Genomic DNA, 18826 nt, shown 5'->3' with positions numbered 1-18826 from the left:
CACCCGCCGCGTGCCGGCCGCGGGCGGGACGATCCAGCTACGGATGGACGGACGGTTCGGAACCGCATCGGCATTGCGGCCTCTGACCGGAGGCCGCCGTGAACAACCCGTTCGTGCGGAAGATGGAGCGGCACGTCCGGCTCGGGCCCGAGGACCGCGCCGCCCTCGACGGCCTCGCCCGACAGCATATCCGCCCCGTCGCGCCGCGTCAGGACATCGTCGGGCAGCACGAAGACCCGCACCACACCCACCTGATCCTCGACGGCTGGGCCTGCCGCTACAAGCAGTTTCCGGACGGTCGGCGAGCGATCGTCTCGCTGCTCCTGCCGGGCGACCTGTGCGACCCCTCCCCGGCCCGCTGGCCTCGCCTTGACCACGCCATCGGGGCGATCACGCCGGTCACGGTCGCCCGGATCGCGCCGGACCAGATCGGCGAGGCGATCCGGACCCGGCCGGCGGTGGAGGAGTGCCTGTGGCGCGAGATGCGCGACACCACGGCGCTCCAGCGCGAGTGGATCGCCAGCGTCGGGCGCCGTTCGGCGATCGAGCGCCTCGCGCACCTGTTCTGCGAGCTGTACCTGCGGCTCGCCCGGGTCGGCCTCGCCGAGGGAAACACGATCCCGATGCCGATCACCCAACCCGACCTCGCCGACGCCCTCGGCCAGACCAGCGTGCATATCAACCGTACCCTGAAGGCGCTGCGCACCGGCGGCCTCATCGCTCTGCGGGGCCGGCGCCTGACGATCCACGACCTTGACGGGTTGATGGAGCGCGGCCTGTTCGACCCAGCCTACCTGCATCTGGCCTGAGACACCTGGCCTGAGACACCTGGCATGAGACCGGCGTACCGGCCCGGACCCCCGCCGGCGGCTGTAACATGCGCTCGGACGGGGCGGCTGCCGGGATCCGCGCCTGAGCCATGGCGGGATACGCTTGCTCAAAGATTGATTTTCAGGATAGTATTTAACCAAATGCCGTCAATCGGCGGATATATATGGGCGATTGAATTGAGTGTGCTCTACTTATTGCGGTTATATAGTTATTTTATACTAATCGTATATAACCGGATTCCGAATTTCTACGGGCTCAACGGCGCGCGGCGAGCGCTTTTGCGCAATATTGGCATTCGAATCGGGGCAAGATCGCACATTTCAAGTCCCATCATTTTCGAGCAAAGTCTCAACGACGAGGCTATAAGAGGCCTTACGATTGGGTATCAAACATTCATCAATTCCGATGTCCGATTTGCCTGCCGGAACGCGCGGATTGAGATCGGTAATCGATGCATGATCGGTTCCAGGGTAAGCTTCGAAACATCGACGCATGATCTCGTCATCGACGCGTTCCACGATAGAACAAGCATAACGCGTCAGACATTCCACAAAGACATCATCGTGCATGACGGCGTCTGGATCGGAGCCGGGGCAATCATTTTGTGCGGCGTTACGATCGGAGAACAATCTATAGTTGCGGCTGGATCAGTCGTGACCAAGGATGTCGAGGCGGGAGTCTTGGTCGGTGGCGTGCCCGCGAAGACGATAAGGCGGCTGGTCCCGAACTGAGATGGATCGTCAGGCCTCAGCGGCCCGGTTCTACAGGACGCGTCGGCCGGAGCTCACCCTCGGTGGGCCCCTCCAACCGCTCCGCGGCGCGTAATCCGGAGCCGCCGCGCTGACGGACGACGGCTCCGCCCGGACCGACGGCGATACGCCGCGTCGCCGCGATGGGTCCGCGTCCCTTGCCTTCGGCCGGCGGCGGCCGATCTGAACCGCATCAGGCAACCGGTTCGAGCCGACCGACAGACCATGCACATCCATCTCGACGCACTCGGCGGCGTCGCCGGCGACATGTTCGCCGCCGCGTTGCTGGATGCTTTTCCCGAGCATCTCGAGGGCGTGCGCGCCAGCGTGCGGGCCGTCGATCCGCGCATCGCCTGCACCACGTCGCAGCACAACGACGGCATCCTGCGGGGCCTGCGCTTCGCGGTCTCGGCCCCCGAGGCTGAGATGCCTGCGCCGCATCGGCACGGCGGCCACGCGGCCCATCCGGACCGCCACGATCACCATGCCACGCACGATCACGCCCACGACCCGACGCACGGGCACGCGGACCACCTGCCGCATCACGGCCACCGGCCCTGGTCCGAGATCCGCGGGGATCTCGACCGGGCGAACCTTGCGCCGGCCGTCCGGGCGCATGCGCTGGCGATCTTCGGGCACCTCGCCGAGGCCGAAGCCCGGGTCCACGGCATCGCGGTCGACGCGGTGGCGTTCCACGAGGTCGGCGCCTTCGATTCGATCGCCGACATCGTCGCCGCCGCCCACCTGATCGCCGCCCTCGAGGTGCGCAGCTGGAGCGTCTCGGCCCTGCCGCTGGGCTCGGGCCGGGTCCGGACCCAGCACGGCCCCCTGCCGGTGCCGGCCCCCGCCACCACGCTCCTGCTCGAAGGCTTTCCGACCCTCGACGATGGGATCCCGGGGGAGCGCGTGACCCCCACCGGCGCGGCGATCCTGCGCCATCTCTGCGGTGAGGCGCCCGGGCGCGGCCGGCCCGCCGGCACGCTCGGGCCCAGCGGGATCGGTTTCGGCACGAGGGTCCTGCCGGGCCTGAGCAATTGCCTGCGCGCCCTCGTGCTGGAGGAGGCGCCCGCCGCTCATCCCGGCCGGGACGACCTGGTGGTGATCGCGTTCGAGATCGACGACCAGTCGGGGGAGGATTTGGCAATGGGCCTCGACCGCCTGCGCGCGGAGCCCGGCATGCGCGACGTCGTGCAGATGCCGGTGCTGGGCAAGAAGGGCCGGATGATGGCCCATATCCAGGCCCTGGTGCAGCCCGAGAACCTGGAGGCGGCGATCGCGGCCTGCTTCCGCGAGACCACCACGATCGGGCTGCGCCACCACCGGGTCGCGCGCGCGGTGCTCGGCCGGGAGGCCGTCACGGTCGCGCCGGAGGGCCGGCCGGTGCGGGTGAAGGTGGTCGACCGGCCGGGCGGGCGCACCGCCAAGGCCGAGGCCGACGATACGCTGGGCCAGGGAGACCACACTGCCCGGGCGCATGTGCGCCGCGAGGCCGAGCGCCTCGCCCTGCGAGAGACCACGAAGGAGGAGCGGTGACGCGCGCGCATCTCGAAGCTGTGCTGGCGGGGCTCGGTCCCGTCGCGGTGGCGGTGAGCGGCGGGGTCGACAGCCTGACGCTGGCCACCCTCGCCCACCGGCTGGCACCGGCCGCGACCCTCGTGGTCCACGCGGTCTCCCCGGCCGTGCCCGGGGAGGCGACCGCGCGGGTCCGGGCCGAGGCCGCCCGGGAGGGCTGGGACCTGCGGGTGATCGAGGCCGGCGAGTTCGCCGACCCGGCCTACCGGGCCAATCCCGTGAACCGCTGCTTCTTCTGCAAGACCAATCTGTACGGCGCGGTCCGGCACGTCACCGACCGGCAGATCCTGTCGGGTGCCAATCGCGACGACCTCGGCGAGTACCGACCCGGCCTCGACGCCGCCCGGGAGCATGCGGTGCGCCACCCCTATGTCGAGGCCGGGTTCGACAAGGCGGCCGTGCGGGCGCTGGCCCGCGACCTCGGTCTCGGCGCGGTGGCCGAGTTGCCGGCCGCGCCTTGCCTGTCGAGCCGGGTCGAGACCGGCATCCCGATCGAGCCGGAGACCTTGGCATTCATCCACGCGGTCGAGCGTCTGGTCGGCGGCGCCCTCGATGCCGGGGCGGGCCCCAAGCGGGCGGTTCGCTGCCGGGTGCGCGCCGAGGGCGTGGTCGTGGAGCTCGACCCCGGCAGCCTCGCCGCCCTCGACGCGGAGCGCCGCGCCGCCCTGGGATCCGGCATCCGGGAGATCGCGCCGCCGCGCCTCTCAGGCGCCGTCCGGTTCGCACCCTACCGGGTCGGCAGCGCCTTCCTGACCGGAGCATTCCCCGCATGAGCGTGGCGGACGAATTCACCCTCGACTTCGCCCGGCCCGAGCGGATCGGCCTGGAGGAGGCCATCTTCTGCGCCGGCAAGAGCCCCGAGCAGATCGACGCGATCCTGGCGGCCGCACGCGAGCGGGGTGCCTCGCTGCTCCTGACCCGGCTCGACCCGGAGAAGTTCTCCCGGCTCGGGCACGCGGCGCGGCTCGATTACTGTCCGGTCTCGCGCACGGCGGTGTTCGGGCAGGGCCCGCCGGTTGCCGGTCCGGCCCGGGTGGCCGTGGTCGCGGCCGGCACCTCGGACGTCCCGGTCGCCCGGGAAGCCTTACGGACGCTCGGCTATGCCGGACGATCCGCGACGCTGTTCGCCGATGTCGGTGTCGCCGGCCTGTGGCGTCTGACCACGCGTCTGGAGGAGATCCGGGCGCATCCGGTGGTGATCGTCGCGGCCGGCATGGATGCGGCGCTGCCGAGCGTGGTCGGCGGCCTCGTCGGCGGGGCGGTGATCGCGGTCCCGACCTCCGTGGGCTACGGCGTCGCCGCAGGGGGGCGCACAGCCCTGGACGCGGTGCTGGCGAGCTGCGCCCCCGGGATCGTGGTGGTCAATATCGACAACGGCTACGGGGCCGCCTGCGCGGCCCTGCGCCTGCTCAACGCGGCGAGCCGCCTCGCCCAGGAGGCCGAACGATGATGTCCCGCCACCCGTTACCGTTCGAACCAGACACCTTCCCGAACGGAGATATCCGATGGAACGCCGCAGCTTCATCCAGGGCGCCGTGCTCGGCGCGGGGCTTACGGGCACCGGTCTCGCCGGCGCCGGCAGCGCGGGTGCGGCCGTGAGCGTCCCGCCGCTTCCGAACACCCGGCCGCAGGACCCGGCCGACCTGCCGCTGGTCACCGATCCCGGCGAACTCCGGGGCGAGATGCTCTACCGCCCGTTCGGGCGGACGTCCGAAAAGATCTCCGCGATCGGGATGGGCGGGTTCCACCTCGGCAAGAGCGCGGTGACGGATGCCGAGGCGACGCGGCTGATCCACGAAGGCGTCGATCGCGGCATCACCTTCATGGACAATTGCTGGGACTACAACGACGGCCGCTCCGAACTGCGCATGGGCGCGGCCCTGGCCGAGGGCGGCTACCGCGACAAGGTCTTCCTGATGTCCAAGATGGACGGGCGGACCAAGGAGGAGGCGCTCAAGCAGATCGACCAGTCGCTCCTGCGCCTGCGCACCGACCGGATCGACCTCGTCCAGCACCACGAGATCCTGCGCTACGACGATCCCGACCGCGTCTTCGCCGAAGGCGGGGCCATGGAGGGATTCCTGGAGGCCAAGAAGCAGGGCAAGCTGCGCTACATCGGCTTCACCGGCCACAAGGACCCGCGCATCCACCTGCAGATGCTGGCGGTGGCGCAGGAGCGCGGCTTCCACTTCGATTCCTGCCAGATGCCGCTCAACGTGATGGATGCGCATTTCCGCTCGTTCGGCCATCTCGTGCTGCCGCACCTCGTGGCCGAGGGCATCGCGCCGCTCGCCATGAAGACCTTCGGCGACGGGGTGATCCTGAAGGCCGACGCGCCGATCAAGCCGCTGGAATACCTGCACTTCTCGCTGAACCTGCCGGTCTCGGTGGTGATCACCGGCATCCAGAACCAGCGCGACCTCGATCAGGCGTTCGAGGCGGTGAAGACGTTCAAGCCGATGGACAAGGCCACGGTCGCAGAATTGCTGTCGCGCTCCAAGCCCTACGCGCTGGAGGGCAAGTACGAGCTGTTCAAGACGAGCGCGACCTTCGACGGCACCGCCAAGAACGCCGCCTGGCTGGGCGAGGACGTGCAGAGCGTGAAGAAGCTGGCGCCGACGATGGAGTAGCCGCTCCCCGAGGGCCACGCCGCGCCTCGCCTCACGCCACATCCTCCAGCCGGATCGGCAGCTTGCGGATCCGGCGCCCGGTGGCGTGGTGGACGGCGTTGGCGATGGCTGCGTTGACCCCGATGATGCCGAGTTCGCCAAGCCCCTTCAGCCCGAGGGCGTCGACCTGATCGTCGGGGTCCGGCACCAGCACCGCCTCGACCGCCGGGGCGTCGGCCGAGGTCGGGACGAGGTACTCGGCGAGATCCGGGTTGCGGTAGGCGGCGCCGTCCAGAACCGTCTCCTCCAGGAGCGCCGAGCCGAGGCCCCAGATCATCCCGCCCATGAGCTGGCTCCGGGCGGTCAGCGGGTTGAGGATCCGCCCCGCCGCGAAGGCGCCGGTGAGGCGGGGCACCCGGATCTCGCCGGTCTCGGCGTGGACGTGGACCTCCGCGAACTGCGCGCCGAAACCCCAGGACACGGCGTGCCCGCCCCCGCCGAGGGTCAGCCCGATATGACCCTGCCGCAGGGCCGCCAGCGCCTTCTCCCGGTCGGCCCCCGCGGGTACGAACGCGGCGAGCGTCTCGACGCCCTCGGGGCCGACCGCCTCGGCCAGCGCGATTCCGCTCCCGTCCGGGGCCGCGAGCCGCCCGCTCGCGAGGCGCAAGGTGCCCGGATCCCGGCCGGCTAGGCGACCGCCCTGCCCCGTCGCAGCCTGCGCCAGGGCCTCGCGGATCTGACCGCAGCCGAGCGCGAGGGCGTTCATCAGGCTGGTCGTCGTGCTCGATCCGCCGGAGATGCCGGCCGCCGGCAGCGCCGTGTCGCCGAGCCGGACCGCGACCCGCTCCACCAGAATGCCGAGGCCCTCGGCCGCGCCCATGGCGAGCAGCGTGGTGATGCCGTTGCCGATCTCGTGATGCGCGCAGGCGACTTCCGCGCTGCCGTCCGGAGCGAGCCGCACCCGCAGGGTCGCGGCGGCGATCTTCACCGGCCGCACCGAGGCCGCGCAGCCCAGGCCCACCCGCCAGGGGCCGTCGCGCATTGCCCCGGGGCGCGGATCCCGGCGCGACCAGCCGAAGGCCCGCGCCCCGGCATCGAAGCAGGCCATCAGCGGCCGCGTCGAGAACGGCTTGCCGGAGACGGGATCCACCGCGGTGTCGTTGATCCGACGCAGGGCGATCGGATCCATTCCGAGGGCCACCGCCACCTCGTCGACGGCGCTTTCCAGGGCGAACAGGAACGGCACCTCCGGGGGCGCCCGCATCGGCCCGGGGGTGTTGCGGTCGACCCGCACGGCCCGCTCCTCGGTCCGGATGTTCGGGCAGGCGTAGAGGCCCGCGGTCACCTCGGCCCCCTCCATGACGAACGGATCGAACCGCGAGGTCACGGTCTCGGCCTCGTGCACCAGGGCGGTGAACCGCCCTGTCCGGTCGGCGCCGAGCCGGATGGCATGGCGCGATTCCGGCCGGTAATTGGCGATGGTGAAGCATTGCCGCCGGGTCGGCACCAGCGACACCGGCCGGCCGATGCGGCGGGCCGCCAGGGCGACCAGGGCCGTGTGCTGCGACAGCGCGAACTTCGAGCCGAAATGGCCGCCGATCAGCCCCGACACCACCCGCACCTGTGCGGGATCGAGGCCGAGCTGCGCGGCGAGCCCGTGCTGCACAGCGCCGACGTAGCGGGTCGGCTCGTGCACCGTGAGGCGGTCGCCGTCCCAGGCCGCCCGGGTGGTGAACAGCTCGATCGGGTTGTGGTGCTGGATCGGGGTCTCGTAGCGCGCCTCGACCCGGATCGCGGCCTCCCGCATCCCGGCCTCAGCGTCGCCCCGGGCGATGTCGGCGTGCTGGGCCTTGAGGTCCGCGAGCCGGACCGTCTCGGCCCCGGGGGCGTCGAAGCCGCCGGAGGCCGGCTCCTCCGCGTAGGAGACCCGAACCGCGCCGGCCGCCTCCTCGGCCGCCTCCTGGGTCTCGGCCACTACCAACGCGACGATCTGGCCGGCATACGCCACCGCATCGGAGTCGAGGGGCCGGTGCGAACTGTTGGCGTAGCCGCCGGCCATCAGGTGCTTCACCGGCGCCACCGCCCCGGCAAACGTTTGGTGGGTGAAGATCGCCAGCACCCCCGGCACCCGCTCGGCTGCGGCGAGATCGAACCCGATGATCCGACCCCGGGCGATGGTGCTGGTGACCAGGGCGGCGTGGGCGGTCGCCTCCGGGCCGGGCCGGTCGGAAGCGTAGAGCGCCCGGCCGGTGACCTTGTCGGCCCCCTCGACCCGGGTATGGGCCTTTCCGAGGATTTTTCGGGAGTCTTGCGTGCCTGATTCCATGTTCGCGCTCCCGGTCCGCAGTCTCACCCGGGAGCAATCGCCGAAGCGGCCGCCCGGCTCCGCGACCGGGCGGCGGGGCGACACCGTGCAGCGGCGGGGCGGTCTTGGAGCGGCCCCGCCGCTTCGGATGGCACCCCTACGGGATCAGTCGACCACCTTGCCGTCCGGGCCGACCTTCACCGTCTGCTCCTTGTCGGCGCCAGCCACCTTGATCTCGTACTGGACCGTCGAGCCGTCCTTCTCGACCTCGGCCTCGTAGGCCTTGCCGCCGCCGGCCTTCTGCTCGGCGATGGAGAGCGCGTCCTTCAACGGGGTCTTGGCGTTCTGGAAGTCGGCGGGCTTCAGCCGGGTGAAGTAGCGCTCGATCGGCTGGTTCTCGGTCTTGTACAGGGCGCCGGTATCGGCGTTGATGCCGTATTCCACCAGCTTGCCGCTCGGGTAGACGACCTTGATGGCGTAGTGCGCCGGGTTCTTGCTGTCGGCCTTCTCGAAATCGGCGTCGATGGCGCGGCCGCCCTTCTCGTCGCCCTGCGCCTGGGCGGTCGTCAGGGCCTGGGCGAGGCCGACCTTGGCGACCTTGGCGACTTGCCACTCCTTCATGCTGCTGTCGGTCTGGGTCGCCGGCTGAGCCGGCGCGGGCGTTGCGGTCTGGGCCAGCGCGAAGCTCGTCGAGAGCGCGAGCAGGCCGGCCGCGGTGGCGAGGCGGTTGATCATGGCGTGTTTCCCTTTGCGGGTTCTGTCTCGGGACCGTGAAACGCCGCGGCCCGGATGGGGTTTCCGGCCCTGAGGAAAAACGCTTGGCTTGATCGAAGCGCCGCGGGTCCCTAGCACCACTCTCGACCGCTGCAGGGTCGGAGGCGACAGGGCGGAGGCGGCTGGCCGAAGGATTGCGTCGGCCCGCCCGGAATGCGCGACAGCGAAGGAAGCCAGCCCGTGCTTGAGCAGATCGGCGAGATCGACCCGCCCCAGCGGCTCCTGATGGGGCCGGGCCCCGTCAATGCCCATCCGCGCGTACTGCGCGCCATGTCGGCCGACCTGCTCGGGCAGTTCGACCCCGAGATGACCGCCTACATGAACGAGGTGATGGCGCTCTATCGCCCGGTCTTCGGCACCGAGAACCGCTGGACCTTCCTGGTCGACGGCACGGCGCGGGCCGGGATCGAGGCCGCCCTGGTGAGCCTGGTCGCCCCCGGCGAGCGGGTGCTGGTGGTCAATTTCGGCCGGTTCGGCCTGCTGCTCACCGAGATCCTGGAGCGGGTCGGCGCCGTGGTCGAGACCGTGGATGCGCCCTGGGGCGAGGTCGTGCCCCTGGAGGCGATCGCCGCCGCGGTTGAGCGCTTCGGCCCGAAGGTCGTGGCGACTGTGCATGGCGACACCTCGACCACCATGGCCCAGCCCCTCGACGGGCTCGGCGACCTCTGCCGCCGGGCCGGCGCCCTCTCGTACGTCGACGCCACCGCGACCATCGGGGGCATGGAGATCGCCGCCGACCGTTGGGGCATCGACGTGGTGACCGGCGGCCTGCAGAAATGCCTCGGCGGCCCGTCGGGCTCGTCGCCCATCACCGTCTCGCCGGCGGCGGCCGAGCGGATCTTCTCCCGGCGCCACGTCGAGCACGGCATCCGCCGGGACGACATCGACGACGGCTTAGGCGTGCGGATCGGCTCGAACTACTTCGACCTCGCCATGATCATGGATTACTGGTCCGAGAAGCGCCTCAACCACCACACCGAGGCGACCACCATGCTGTACGGCGCGCGCGAATGCGCCCGGGTCCTGCTCGGCGAGGGTCTGGCGGCCTGCTATCGCCGGCACGCGGCCGCCGGTCGCGCGGTCGCGGCCGGCATCCGGGCGATGGGGCTCACCGTGTTCGGCGACGACCGGTACCGGATGACCAACGTCACCGCGCTGTACATCCCGGACGGGATCGACGGCGAGGCGGTGCGGCGCCGGATGCGGGAGGATTTCGAGATCGAGATCGGCACCGCCTTCGGGCCCCTGGCCGGCAAGGTCTGGCGGATCGGCGCGATGGGCTACAACGCCCGCAAGCACAAGGTGCTGATCACCCTGGGTGCCCTGGAGGCTGTCCTGCGGGCGGAAGGCTTCACCGTTCCGCCGGGCGCTGGCGTCGCGGCGGCCCTGGCCGCCTGGAACGAGAGCCCGGCCGCCTGATCGCGGCGCGTCCCGGGATCGACCCGGCGGGCCGCGGGAGCGTATGGCTGGCCCGAGGCGTCGCCCGCCATCCGGACGGTGCGGTGCCTCGACACCGGGAGCACCTCATGAACGCGAACGAGCCGGAACCGCTGGACGACTTCACCCGCGTGCACGCGAAGCTCTCCGCGCTGGAGATCGTCCTGGGCGTCCTGATCGGGCGCCTGTCCGAGGAGAACCCGGAGATCCGCGAGGACGTGAAGCGCGACGTCGCCGCGATCCTGTCCGACATGCCGATCGAGGGGCCGAGCGAGGAACTGATCGTCACCGAGGTGCGCCGGGCCGCCGAACTCCTGACCAGCGTCTCGATCGGTTAGAGTCGCGCTCCGGATGGGGGTTGCCGGCGTCCGGGATGAGGCGATGCGCCCGTGTCCTCTCAGCGGGGCGGCATCCGCAGCGCCCCGTCCAGGCGGATCGTCTCGCCGTTGAGCATCGGGTTCTCGCAGATGTGCCGGACGAGGTCGGCATATTCCGACGGGCGGCCGAGCCGGGGCGGGAACGGCACGCTCTGGCCGAGCGCGTCCTGCACCTCCTGCGGCATCCCCGCCATCATGGGCGTCTCGAAGATCCCCGGCGCGATGGTGACGACCCGGATGCCGTGCCGGGCCAACTCCCGGGCGATCGGCAGGGTCATCGCGACGACGCCGCCCTTCGAGGCCGCATAGGCCGCCTGTCCGATCTGGCCGTCGAACGCCGCGACCGAGGCGGTGTTGACGATGACGCCGCGGGCGCCTTCCGCGTCGGGCGCCTCCTGGGCGATCGCCGCGGAGGCCAGCCGGATCATGTTGAATGTGCCGACCAGGTTGACCGTCACCGCCCGGGCGAAGCTGTCCAGCCGGTGCGGGCCGTCGCGGCCGACCACCTTCTCGCCCGGTGCGATCCCCGCGCAGTTGATGAGCCCGTGCAGGTGCCCGAACGCGTCCAGCGCCGCCTGGACCGCCGCCTGCCCGTCCGCCTCGCTGGTGACGTCGGTGGCCGCGAAGCGCGCCCGCGCGCCTAGCTCCGCCGCCACCCCGGCCCCGGCCTCCCGGGCGATGTCCGCCACCACGACGCTGGCGCCGGCCGCGACGAGGCTGCGCGCCACGGCGGCGCCGAGCCCTGAGCCGGCACCGGTGACGATGTAGACGCGATCCTTGATCATCCTGGCTCCCCCGGGTGTGTCGGAGGCCCGGCGTAGCGCGGGATCGTGAAGTCCGGAAGGCCGGCCCGACGACGTCGCCCAGGACCAGCTTCACCATTGACGTGTGAATAATTCCCACATATTTAGATGAAGGTCATCAGGCGTCAGAGCGCGGTTCTCTACTCTGTCTTTGCGCGCATGATCGAAAGTAACGAAGTGTTTCTGCGGCCTTAAGACGAAAAATTTGGCCGAAGACTAGGTCTCGATACGAGCCAATATGTCCCCCGTGCCCGGGCCCTCCCGCGGGCGGCCGATCCCTCATGCCTGCTCAGGACCACCATGCACGCGCCACGGATCGGGACACAGATCGAGTCATGGATCGAGACCTCCGCCCGGCAGTGGCGGCACGGGCGAATCGTCCGCAATCGTCTGGCCGAGCGCGGCCCGGCCCTGCAGGCGGCACTCCGCAAAGCCACTCCCGAGAGCGTGCTGCTGGTCGGGAACTCGCATGCCGAGTTCCTCGGGAATCCGGATTTCGGTGGCCGGCCCAGCATCAATCTCGGCCTCGGCGGCAGCACCGCGGCCGATTGCGCGACGTACCTCGCGGGCCTCCGGGCCCCGGCCCGCTGCGCGGCCGCAATCCTGATCATCGGCACCAATGACATCATGCGCTGGCGGCATCCGGAGCGGGTGGGTACGGAGCGCCGGTTCGAGGCTGCGGTCCGGCGCATCCTGCGGGTTCTGGACGCCTGGGCAGCCCAGGTCTTCGTCGCGTCCGTCCCGCCGATCGGCGCCTGGACGACCGGCCGGGACCCCGCCGCAGTCGCAGCCTTCTCGGACCGCCTCGAAGGCCTCTGCCGGGCCGGCGGCCACAGCTTCTTCGACCCGTTCGCGGGCTTGCGCGACGGCGGTCCGGGATGCGCCTGCACGGGTCTCGCCTGCACGGGTCTCGCCTGCACGGGCCTCGACCCGGACGGCGTACACCTGGCGGACTACACCCGGCTGGCCGCCGAGGTGATCCGCCTGGTCGCGCTCGACCCGGCCCCGCCCGCGCCCCGGAAGCGCGCCGCGGTCCCGGCGGGCAGCCTGCGCGGGCTCCACGCCGCGGCCTGGGGCCTGCGCCCATGACGCTGCGCGCCGATCCTCGACCGGATCCCCCCGCTCGGCTACGGCGAGACCGCGTTCTCAGGCGCGGCGGCGCGACCCGGATCCGCCGGTGCGGCAATCGGGCATCCCAGGCCGATCACCCCAGCCAGAAAATCCAGCGCCGCGCGGATCACGGGCGAGCGCGTGAGGTCGGGATAGGTCGCAAGCCAGACATCCCGGTTCGGCGGTTCCGGCTGGGCCGGCAGGCGGGCCAGGACCCCGTCGGCATCGCCCAGGAAACGGGGCAGGACGACGGCGCCCAGGCCGGCCCGGGCCGCCTCCTGCTGGCCGAACAGGTCGCTGGCCTGGAATACGATCGGACGGCTCCCCAGCAGGGTCCGCAGCCAGATCTGCTGGGGAACGTGGTCCAGCGCGGAATCGTAGCCGATGAAGGTCCAATCCGCCGGCGGCCGCGCGGCCTGGTCCGGGCTTGCGTAGAGGGCGAACCGCATCACCCCGATGCGGCGGATCAGGAGATCCGGGTCGTCGGGGCGGGTCAGACGCACGGCGATCTCCGCCTCTCCGCGGTCGAGGGCGGCGATCCGGGCGGCACCGGACAGGACCAGGGTGATGCCGGGATGCGCCCGGTGGAAACGCGCGACCTGCGGGGCGATGAGGCGGGCTGCCACGGCCGGCGGAGCGCTGATCCGGACCGTGGCGACCGGTGCCGCCGCGTAGCCAAGGGCGCGGCGCTCGATCGCCTGTACGGTTCGGACGATCTCCGCCGCCAGGGCCGCGATGGCGGCCCCCTCCGGAGTCAGCGCGACCCGGCGCGGCAGGCGCTCCACCAGCCGCAGCGCCAGGGCGTCCTCCAGGGACGCGACCCGCCGGCCGATCGTCGCGTGATCGACCCCGAGGTCCCGCGCCGCAGCCGAGAGCGAGCCGGTCCGGGCGAGCACCGCGAAGTGGTGGAGATCCTGCCAATCGATCATCGGTGAAGTTTCGCACGAGGCCCGTGAAGAGACACCGAATTCTCCCACAGACTAAAACGCGGTTCTCTGTCGGGACAGGAGGTTGATCATGACGACAGTGATGACGATGACCCGGCCCGGCGCGCCGGATGTCCTGACGGCGGCCGAGATCGACATCGGTGAACCCGGTGCAGGCGAAGTCCGCATCCGGCAATCCGTGATCGGCGTGAACTTCGTCGACATTTACTTCCGGACCGGCCTCTATCCGGTCGCCGCCTATCCGGCGGTGCTCGGTTTCGAGGCGGCCGGGACGGTGGAGGCCGTCGGCCCGGGGGTCGTGTCGGTGAGCCCTGGCGACCGGGTCGCCTATCACGGCGCCCCGATGGGCGCCTATGCCGAGGCGCGTATCCTACCGGCGGAACGCCTCGTGCTGCTGCCCGCCACCCTCCCCGACCGTCTGATGGGCGGCACGATGCTGCGCGGCCTGACCGCCCACATGCTGCTGCACAAGGTCCGGGCGGTCGGGCCCGGCGACTGGATCCTGGTCCACGCCGCCGCGGGCGGGCTCGGCCAGATCGTCACCCGCTGGGCGAAGCGCCTCGGCGCGCATGTCATCGGCACGGTCGGTTCCGAGGGCAAGCGCGCGCCGGCCCTGGAGGCCGGTGCGGACGCGGTGCTCCTGCACGGCGCGGATAACTGGGCCGAGCGGGCGCGGTCCCTGGCGGATGGGCAGGGCGTGCATCTGGCGATCGACGGCATCGGCGGCGGCATGCTGGCACGGACCTTCGCGGCGGTCCGGCCGTTCGGGACCGTGGCGAGCCTCGGCCAGCCGGCCGGGCCGATCCCGCCTGTCCGCGTCGAGACGCTGGGAGGCGGGCGGTCGGTCGCGTTGATGCGACCGAGCGTGATGGCCTACGCCAACGATCCGGACCTGTATCGCCGCGGCGCCGCGGACCTGATCGCCGCCCTGGAGGTCGGCCTGATCAACCCGATCGGAGCCGCCTACGACCTCCGGGACGCCGCCCGCGCGCATGCCGACCTGGAGGGCGGCCTGACCACGGGCAGCGTCATCCTTACGGTTTAGAGCCTTCCGCCCCGCTTCGACCGAGGGCTGCGGATCCGTCGGAAATACGGTTTTCCGCGTGTCGATCGACAGCCCGCGTGCGGCGTCGCGCTGCCCGAATCGCGGCACGGGTGTATGGACGGTGCACGATTCGACGCTCGGAGCGGATCGTCCCGCGCGGTCGCGCCAGGGGCGCGCCAGGAGTGACAGGGCCGGAATGCCGTCCGTCGACACGCCCGTTCCTGTGGGCTTCTTCGCGCTCCTGCTCGTCGCCTTCGCGGTGAAGCACCTCGCGGCGGATTTCCTGCTTCAGACCAACTGGATGGCCCATGGCAAGGACCGGGCCTCGGCTTGGGCCTGGCCGCTCTGCGCCCATACCGGCCTGCACGGTTTCGGGACGCTGCTGATCGCCCTGGCGGTCGAGCCGGCCCTGTGGTGGCTGGCGCTCGCGGATTTCGCGATCCACACGGGGATCGACCGGGGCAAGGCGCTGATCGGCCAGCGGACCCGCTTCCCGGCTTCGGACGCGCGGTTCTGGTGGCTGATCGGGGTCGATCAGTTCCTCCACCAGGTCACCCATATCGGTCTCGCCGCCGTGTTGGCCGCGGCCTAGCGCATCGTGCCGGATATCGGCACCGGCACGATGCGCGAGGTCTTCGCTTCGCATCGTCCCGAAAGGCGGCGGCCACCTTTCGGGACGATGCTCCAATCCTCAGGTCAGCTCGGCCTCGAGCAGCAGGTTGGTGTCGGCGACCTTGCCGGCGAGCTCCAGGATCAGGAAGCGCTGGAGCGCGAGGGCGAGGTCGGGGTGCTCGCGCTCCATCCGAGCCAGCGCGGCCCGGTCGACGCCGACCACCCGGCAGGGGCTCTCGGCGAGGGCGGTGGCGGTGCGCCGCCCGCCCTTCACCAGTCCGATCTCGCCGATCACCGTGCCGGCCGTCGTGGTGCGCAGGCGGAGGTTGGGCCGGCCGGACACCTCCATCTCGATGGACACGACGCCCTGCTCGAGGAAGTACAGGGTGTCGGCCGCCTCGCCCTGGCGGAGCAGCGCCTCGCCGGCCGCCAGGGTGCGGACGCTGAGATACGGCGCGAAATCGGCCTGCGCGAGACTGCAACCGAGACGGTCGGCCATGTGCTCGGCAAAGAGCGCGACGGCCCCCTCCCCGGCTGAGCCGGTCTCGGTGAGCAGCAGCGTCTCGGCCTCGCGCAGGGCCTCGTCCAGGGTGTGGCGCGTCCGCAGCCGCAGACCGGCGAGACCGCCGCGCTGGATCTGCCTGAGCGCCGCGGCCCCCAGATGGACCAGCAGCACGTCGAAGCCGCGCTGCTCGGCGAGCTGCCCGATCTTGCGGAACGCGATCAGGGCCGAGCTGTCGAGCCCGACGCAATCGCGAAAATCCAGGATCAGGGTGCGCAGGGTGCCGGGCTCCGCGGCGGCCCGGCGATAGATCGTCTGGGCGTTGAGGAAGAACAGGTAGCCCTGCAGGGCGTAGATCCGCGTCCGGTCCCCGGATTCGCGCAGCAGCTCGGCGGTGTCGGGCGCGCGGATGATGCTGCTGCGCCGCTCCGACCCGGACAGCGACCGGCGTACCGCCGGGATCTGGCCGTACTGGACCGCGAAGATCAGGATCGCCAGCACGACGCCGACCAAAAAGCCCGTGGTGGCGCCGAACAGGGCGGTCGCCGCACACACCGCCAGGGCGATGCCGGTCTCCCACACCGGGAAGGTCCGGCAGGCCAGCGCGAGGTTAACCAGCAGCCCGAGGCCGATGGCGATCAGGGCGCCGCCGGCCAGCGGGCGGGGCAGCAGCGCCAGCGGGCTCGCGCCGAACACCAGCAGCGCCGCCATCACGGCGAGCGTGAGCCACCAGCCGAGCCAGTGGCTGCCCCCGATATTGTGCAGCAGCAGCGTCGAGGTCCGGCCGAAGCCCATGGCGGGGCTGCCGAACAGGCTGCCGACCAGGTTGGCCGCCCCCGACGCGACGAACATCCGGTCGATGTTGAGATCGCGCCGCATCTCCAATTCGACGCTGATGACGTAGAGGATCTGGATGATGATCGCGACGACGATCTCGGTGGCGATCCGGGGCAGGATCGGCAGGAGCAGGGCGGGGTCGAGGGCCTGGAGCGCCATCGCGGCCGGGGCCTGCAGCATCGATCCCGTCGGCAGCGCCTCGATCAGCCATCCGGCCGCCTGCGCGGCGGCCGTGTCGATGCCCTGCACGGCAAGGCCGAGATGCACGCCGACGAGGCTGACCAGGATGACCGTCGGGTAGGTGCCCCAATGCCTGATGCGCCGGGGCAGGTAGAAGGCGCAGAAGCCGATGACGAAGGTCAGGACGATGCGTCCGAGCACCCCGGGATCGAGGAGGCTCGGGTCGAGGGCCGCCGACTCGAGCAGGTTCAGCATCGCCGCGGCGGGATCGTCGAGATGCGCGCCGATCTGCAGGCCGCTCTTCAGGAACAGCAGGCCGACGCCGCCGAGGAAGCCGGTCAGGACCGGGTAGGGCAGGAGCTGCGCCAGCAGCGAGGCGCGCAGCGTGCCGAGCAGGGCGAAGACGAGGCCGGTGGCGAAGGTCGAGACGCCGCAGGCGACCAGCACGATCCGGCCGACCGTGGCGGGATCGGTGATGCCGCTGTCGCGGAGTTCCCCGGCCACCGCGGCGGCGATCGCCGCCTGCACGATCGCGGCCGCCCCGATGAAGGACAGCGACACCACCACGGTTCGCCGCAGCGCGACGAAGACGAGGCTGCCCAGCACGTAGGCCGCCAGCATCGCCGACATCCCGGCGACGCGGCTCTCCGCGAGCGGGCCGGAAAAGATCAGCTGCGAGAAGCTGATCAGGTCGAGCAGCAGGACCATGGTGGCGACTGCGGCGGCCGCGATCGTGCGCGCCGTGCGCACCAGCGCCTCGCGTCCCTCGGTCGGCCGCCCACTGCCGGCGGAGGCCATATCGGTGGTTGTCATCGGTACGGTTTCCGCATTCCGAAGATGTGTTCCCGGCCGGAGCAGCAGATCCCCGGCCGCCGCATGCACAGGCAGCGCGGACGTGCGGGAATCAGGCTTGGCCGCAGCTTTCTAACCCGATGGCAGCCCGGGGCTTAAATTATCGTACCGGCAGCAAGGGGCGGGCGACGGTGTTGTTCAAGTTTCAACCGAATCCGCTGCGGCTCGAACCCTGCGGGAATGCGGTTTCGGCTGGGCATCCGGAGCTATCCCTCTGCCGGGCCTGGCGATTCGGGAGACGGATTCCTCTCCCCGGCGTCATGCTCTAAGCCGGCTGCAAACAGGAACCGCCGATGCCCGCCTCGACCCGCCTGCCCCGTCCCGTGCGCGCCGCGCTCCTGCTTGCCGGCCTCGCGGGGACCGCGCAGGCCGAGGATGCGCCGTCGATCGCCTGGCCCGAGCCCGGCGGCCGGGCGACGATCAGCCGGGCCTTCAACGGATCCCCGATCACGGTCGGGGTCTCGTCCCGCACCGGCGGCGCGATCGACAGCCTGACCTGGGGCGGCACGCAGTTCATCAACGCCCACGATCACGGCCGCGAACTGCAATCGGCCTCGTCCTACGACGGCTACGGCGAGTGCCTGAACCCCACCGAGGCCGGCAGCGACTCCGACGGTACGGGTCCGCGCAGCACGACCCTGCTGACGGAGCTGAAACGCGGACCGGACACGCTCCAGACGCGATCGCAGATGGCCTACTGGATCGAGCCGGGCCGCGTCACCGGCAGCTGCCCGAAGGGACCCGGCCCCCATGCCGGACCCCGGTCCGACGACGTCCTGGCTAAGACCGTCACCCTGGGCGCCGCGGGCGTGGCCAACGCCATCGCGTACCGCGCCACCTACATCACCGCGCAACCCCACGAATCGGCGACCTTCGAGGCGGCGACCGCCTACATGCCGCCGGACTTCACGGCCTTCTGGAACCTCGACTCGGCGACCGGTCAGTCCGCGCCGCTCTCGGCCGGGCCGGGCGAGCAGGGCGTGCCGGTGATCCTGGCCACCCCCGACGGCTCCCGAGCGATGGGCGTCTACAGCCCCGCCCTCCCCCAGCCGACCGTTCCGAATGCCGGTTATGGCCGGTTCAACTTCGCGACCCTGCCGGGCCCGGGCAACGCCACCGTGAAGTGGAACTGCGTCTTCCGGGAGAACAACGTCCCCGCGGGGGCGCACAGCTACACCTGCTACGTGGTGGTCGGCACCCTGCAGGACGTCCGCGCGGGCCTCGTCGCCCTGCGGGCGGCCCTGACCGGCGGGCAGGCGGCTCCCCTCCCCGCCAACCCGGCCC

At 71.2% G+C, this 18826-nt stretch carries 18 protein-coding genes; 12 read left to right on the top strand and 6 right to left on the bottom strand.

The window, feature by feature from the left end:
- Positions 1 to 98 precede the first annotated feature (98 nt).
- On the top strand, positions 99 to 809 hold the full coding sequence (locus FV242_RS26620; RefSeq protein ID WP_147909421.1) for a Crp/Fnr family transcriptional regulator: 711 nt from the start codon (positions 99 to 101) through the stop codon (positions 807 to 809).
- A gap of 342 nt (positions 810 to 1151) precedes the next feature.
- Here the strand turns inward: FV242_RS26620 and FV242_RS34815 are convergent, their stop codons facing one another.
- Positions 1152 to 1400: a hypothetical protein gene (locus FV242_RS34815; protein WP_187278572.1), complete on the bottom strand. Its 249-nt coding sequence runs from the start codon at positions 1398 to 1400 to the stop codon at positions 1152 to 1154.
- Between FV242_RS34815 and FV242_RS36155 the strand changes: the two genes are divergently transcribed.
- From FV242_RS36155 to FV242_RS26595, 5 genes are all read left to right on the top strand, one after another.
- Positions 1287 to 1562 (top strand): DapH/DapD/GlmU-related protein, encoded by a 276-nt coding sequence (locus FV242_RS36155; protein ID WP_147941017.1) that lies wholly within the window; start codon positions 1287 to 1289, stop codon positions 1560 to 1562. The genes FV242_RS34815 and FV242_RS36155 overlap by 114 nt on opposite strands.
- 243 nt (positions 1563 to 1805) lie before the next feature.
- The gene (locus FV242_RS26610; RefSeq protein WP_147941016.1) at positions 1806 to 3113 is read left to right on the top strand and encodes a LarC family nickel insertion protein; all 1308 of its coding nucleotides are present in this window, start codon (positions 1806 to 1808) and stop codon (positions 3111 to 3113) included.
- Positions 3110 to 3925, top strand: a complete 816-nt coding sequence (locus FV242_RS26605) for an adenine nucleotide alpha hydrolase (RefSeq protein WP_147941015.1) — start codon at positions 3110 to 3112, stop codon at positions 3923 to 3925. The genes FV242_RS26610 and FV242_RS26605 overlap by 4 nt, the downstream gene beginning before the upstream one ends.
- Positions 3922 to 4602: a nickel pincer cofactor biosynthesis protein LarB gene (gene larB / locus FV242_RS26600; protein ID WP_147941014.1), complete on the top strand. Its 681-nt coding sequence runs from the start codon at positions 3922 to 3924 to the stop codon at positions 4600 to 4602. The genes FV242_RS26605 and larB overlap by 4 nt, the downstream gene beginning before the upstream one ends.
- A 55-nt stretch (positions 4603 to 4657) precedes the next feature.
- On the top strand, positions 4658 to 5782 hold the full coding sequence (locus tag FV242_RS26595; protein WP_147941013.1) for an aldo/keto reductase: 1125 nt from the start codon (positions 4658 to 4660) through the stop codon (positions 5780 to 5782).
- 31 nt (positions 5783 to 5813) lie between these two features.
- On the opposite strand, the gene FV242_RS26590 is transcribed toward FV242_RS26595, so the two are convergent.
- Positions 5814 to 8087 carry a xanthine dehydrogenase family protein molybdopterin-binding subunit gene (locus FV242_RS26590; RefSeq protein ID WP_147941012.1) on the bottom strand — a complete coding sequence of 758 codons (2274 nt, stop codon included), beginning with the start codon at positions 8085 to 8087 and terminating at the stop codon, positions 5814 to 5816.
- 144 nt (positions 8088 to 8231) lie between these two features.
- Positions 8232 to 8801 carry a PepSY domain-containing protein gene (locus tag FV242_RS26585; protein ID WP_147909427.1) on the bottom strand — a complete coding sequence of 190 codons (570 nt, stop codon included), beginning with the start codon at positions 8799 to 8801 and terminating at the stop codon, positions 8232 to 8234.
- Positions 8802 to 9020: 219 nt separating this feature from the next.
- On the opposite strand from FV242_RS26585, the gene FV242_RS26580 reads away from it, so the two are divergent.
- Positions 9021 to 10259 (top strand): alanine--glyoxylate aminotransferase family protein, encoded by a 1239-nt coding sequence (locus tag FV242_RS26580; protein ID WP_210248961.1) that lies wholly within the window; start codon positions 9021 to 9023, stop codon positions 10257 to 10259.
- A 107-nt stretch (positions 10260 to 10366) separates the two neighbouring features.
- On the top strand, positions 10367 to 10615 hold the full coding sequence (locus FV242_RS26575) for a hypothetical protein (RefSeq protein WP_147856313.1): 249 nt from the start codon (positions 10367 to 10369) through the stop codon (positions 10613 to 10615).
- Between the two features lie 59 nt (positions 10616 to 10674).
- Here FV242_RS26575 and FV242_RS26570 read toward each other — a convergent pair whose 3' ends face one another.
- Positions 10675 to 11439 (bottom strand): 3-hydroxyacyl-CoA dehydrogenase, encoded by a 765-nt coding sequence (locus tag FV242_RS26570; RefSeq protein WP_147941011.1) that lies wholly within the window; start codon positions 11437 to 11439, stop codon positions 10675 to 10677.
- A gap of 318 nt (positions 11440 to 11757) precedes the next feature.
- On the opposite strand from FV242_RS26570, the gene FV242_RS26565 reads away from it, so the two are divergent.
- Positions 11758 to 12546, top strand: coding sequence for a GDSL-type esterase/lipase family protein (locus tag FV242_RS26565; protein ID WP_147941010.1), 789 nt, complete (start codon positions 11758 to 11760; stop codon positions 12544 to 12546).
- A gap of 38 nt (positions 12547 to 12584) precedes the next feature.
- Here FV242_RS26565 and FV242_RS26560 read toward each other — a convergent pair whose 3' ends face one another.
- Positions 12585 to 13496, bottom strand: coding sequence for a LysR family transcriptional regulator (locus FV242_RS26560; protein ID WP_147941009.1), 912 nt, complete (start codon positions 13494 to 13496; stop codon positions 12585 to 12587).
- 88 nt (positions 13497 to 13584) lie between these two features.
- Here FV242_RS26560 and FV242_RS26555 point away from each other — a divergent pair, with 88 nt between their 5' ends.
- On the top strand, positions 13585 to 14559 hold the full coding sequence (locus tag FV242_RS26555) for a quinone oxidoreductase (protein WP_147941008.1): 975 nt from the start codon (positions 13585 to 13587) through the stop codon (positions 14557 to 14559).
- 196 nt (positions 14560 to 14755) lie between these two features.
- Positions 14756 to 15151, top strand: coding sequence for a DUF3307 domain-containing protein (locus FV242_RS26550; protein ID WP_147941007.1), 396 nt, complete (start codon positions 14756 to 14758; stop codon positions 15149 to 15151).
- 99 nt (positions 15152 to 15250) lie between these two features.
- Here the strand turns inward: FV242_RS26550 and FV242_RS26545 are convergent, their stop codons facing one another.
- Entirely contained in the window at positions 15251 to 17503 is a 2253-nt protein-coding gene (locus FV242_RS26545) for a cyclic nucleotide-binding domain-containing protein (RefSeq protein WP_147941006.1), read from the bottom strand.
- Positions 17504 to 17835: 332 nt separating this feature from the next.
- On the opposite strand from FV242_RS26545, the gene FV242_RS26540 reads away from it, so the two are divergent.
- A partial coding sequence (locus FV242_RS26540) for a hypothetical protein (RefSeq protein WP_147941005.1) occupies positions 17836 to 18826 on the top strand: 991 nt, incomplete at its 3' end.

The organism is Methylobacterium sp. WL64 (genome assembly GCF_008039945.1).
Taxonomy (GTDB): Bacteria; Pseudomonadota; Alphaproteobacteria; order Rhizobiales; family Beijerinckiaceae; genus Methylobacterium.
The sequence above is the reverse complement of the archived record's forward strand: the minus strand, read 5'-3'. Positions and strand labels throughout refer to the sequence as shown.

Excerpts from the sequence above, each read along its gene's own strand:
- FV242_RS36155 (WP_147941017.1), top strand. The coding sequence starts at position 1,287 with ATGATCGGTTCCAGGGTAAGCTTCGAAACATCGACGCATGATCTCGTC.
- FV242_RS34815 (WP_187278572.1), bottom strand. The coding sequence starts at position 1,400 with ATGCACGATGATGTCTTTGTGGAATGTCTGACGCGTTATGCTTGTTCT.
- FV242_RS26610 (WP_147941016.1), top strand. The coding sequence starts at position 1,806 with ATGCACATCCATCTCGACGCACTCGGCGGCGTCGCCGGCGACATGTTC.
- larB (WP_147941014.1), top strand. The coding sequence starts at position 3,922 with ATGAGCGTGGCGGACGAATTCACCCTCGACTTCGCCCGGCCCGAGCGG.
- FV242_RS26595 (WP_147941013.1), top strand. The coding sequence starts at position 4,658 with ATGGAACGCCGCAGCTTCATCCAGGGCGCCGTGCTCGGCGCGGGGCTT.
- FV242_RS26590 (WP_147941012.1), bottom strand. The coding sequence starts at position 8,087 with ATGGAATCAGGCACGCAAGACTCCCGAAAAATCCTCGGAAAGGCCCAT.
- FV242_RS26585 (WP_147909427.1), bottom strand. The coding sequence starts at position 8,801 with ATGATCAACCGCCTCGCCACCGCGGCCGGCCTGCTCGCGCTCTCGACG.
- FV242_RS26575 (WP_147856313.1), top strand. The coding sequence starts at position 10,367 with ATGAACGCGAACGAGCCGGAACCGCTGGACGACTTCACCCGCGTGCAC.
- FV242_RS26570 (WP_147941011.1), bottom strand. The coding sequence starts at position 11,439 with ATGATCAAGGATCGCGTCTACATCGTCACCGGTGCCGGCTCAGGGCTC.
- FV242_RS26565 (WP_147941010.1), top strand. The coding sequence starts at position 11,758 with ATGCACGCGCCACGGATCGGGACACAGATCGAGTCATGGATCGAGACC.
- FV242_RS26560 (WP_147941009.1), bottom strand. The coding sequence starts at position 13,496 with ATGATCGATTGGCAGGATCTCCACCACTTCGCGGTGCTCGCCCGGACC.
- FV242_RS26555 (WP_147941008.1), top strand. The coding sequence starts at position 13,585 with ATGACGACAGTGATGACGATGACCCGGCCCGGCGCGCCGGATGTCCTG.
- FV242_RS26550 (WP_147941007.1), top strand. The coding sequence starts at position 14,756 with ATGCCGTCCGTCGACACGCCCGTTCCTGTGGGCTTCTTCGCGCTCCTG.
- FV242_RS26545 (WP_147941006.1), bottom strand. The coding sequence starts at position 17,503 with ATGACAACCACCGATATGGCCTCCGCCGGCAGTGGGCGGCCGACCGAG.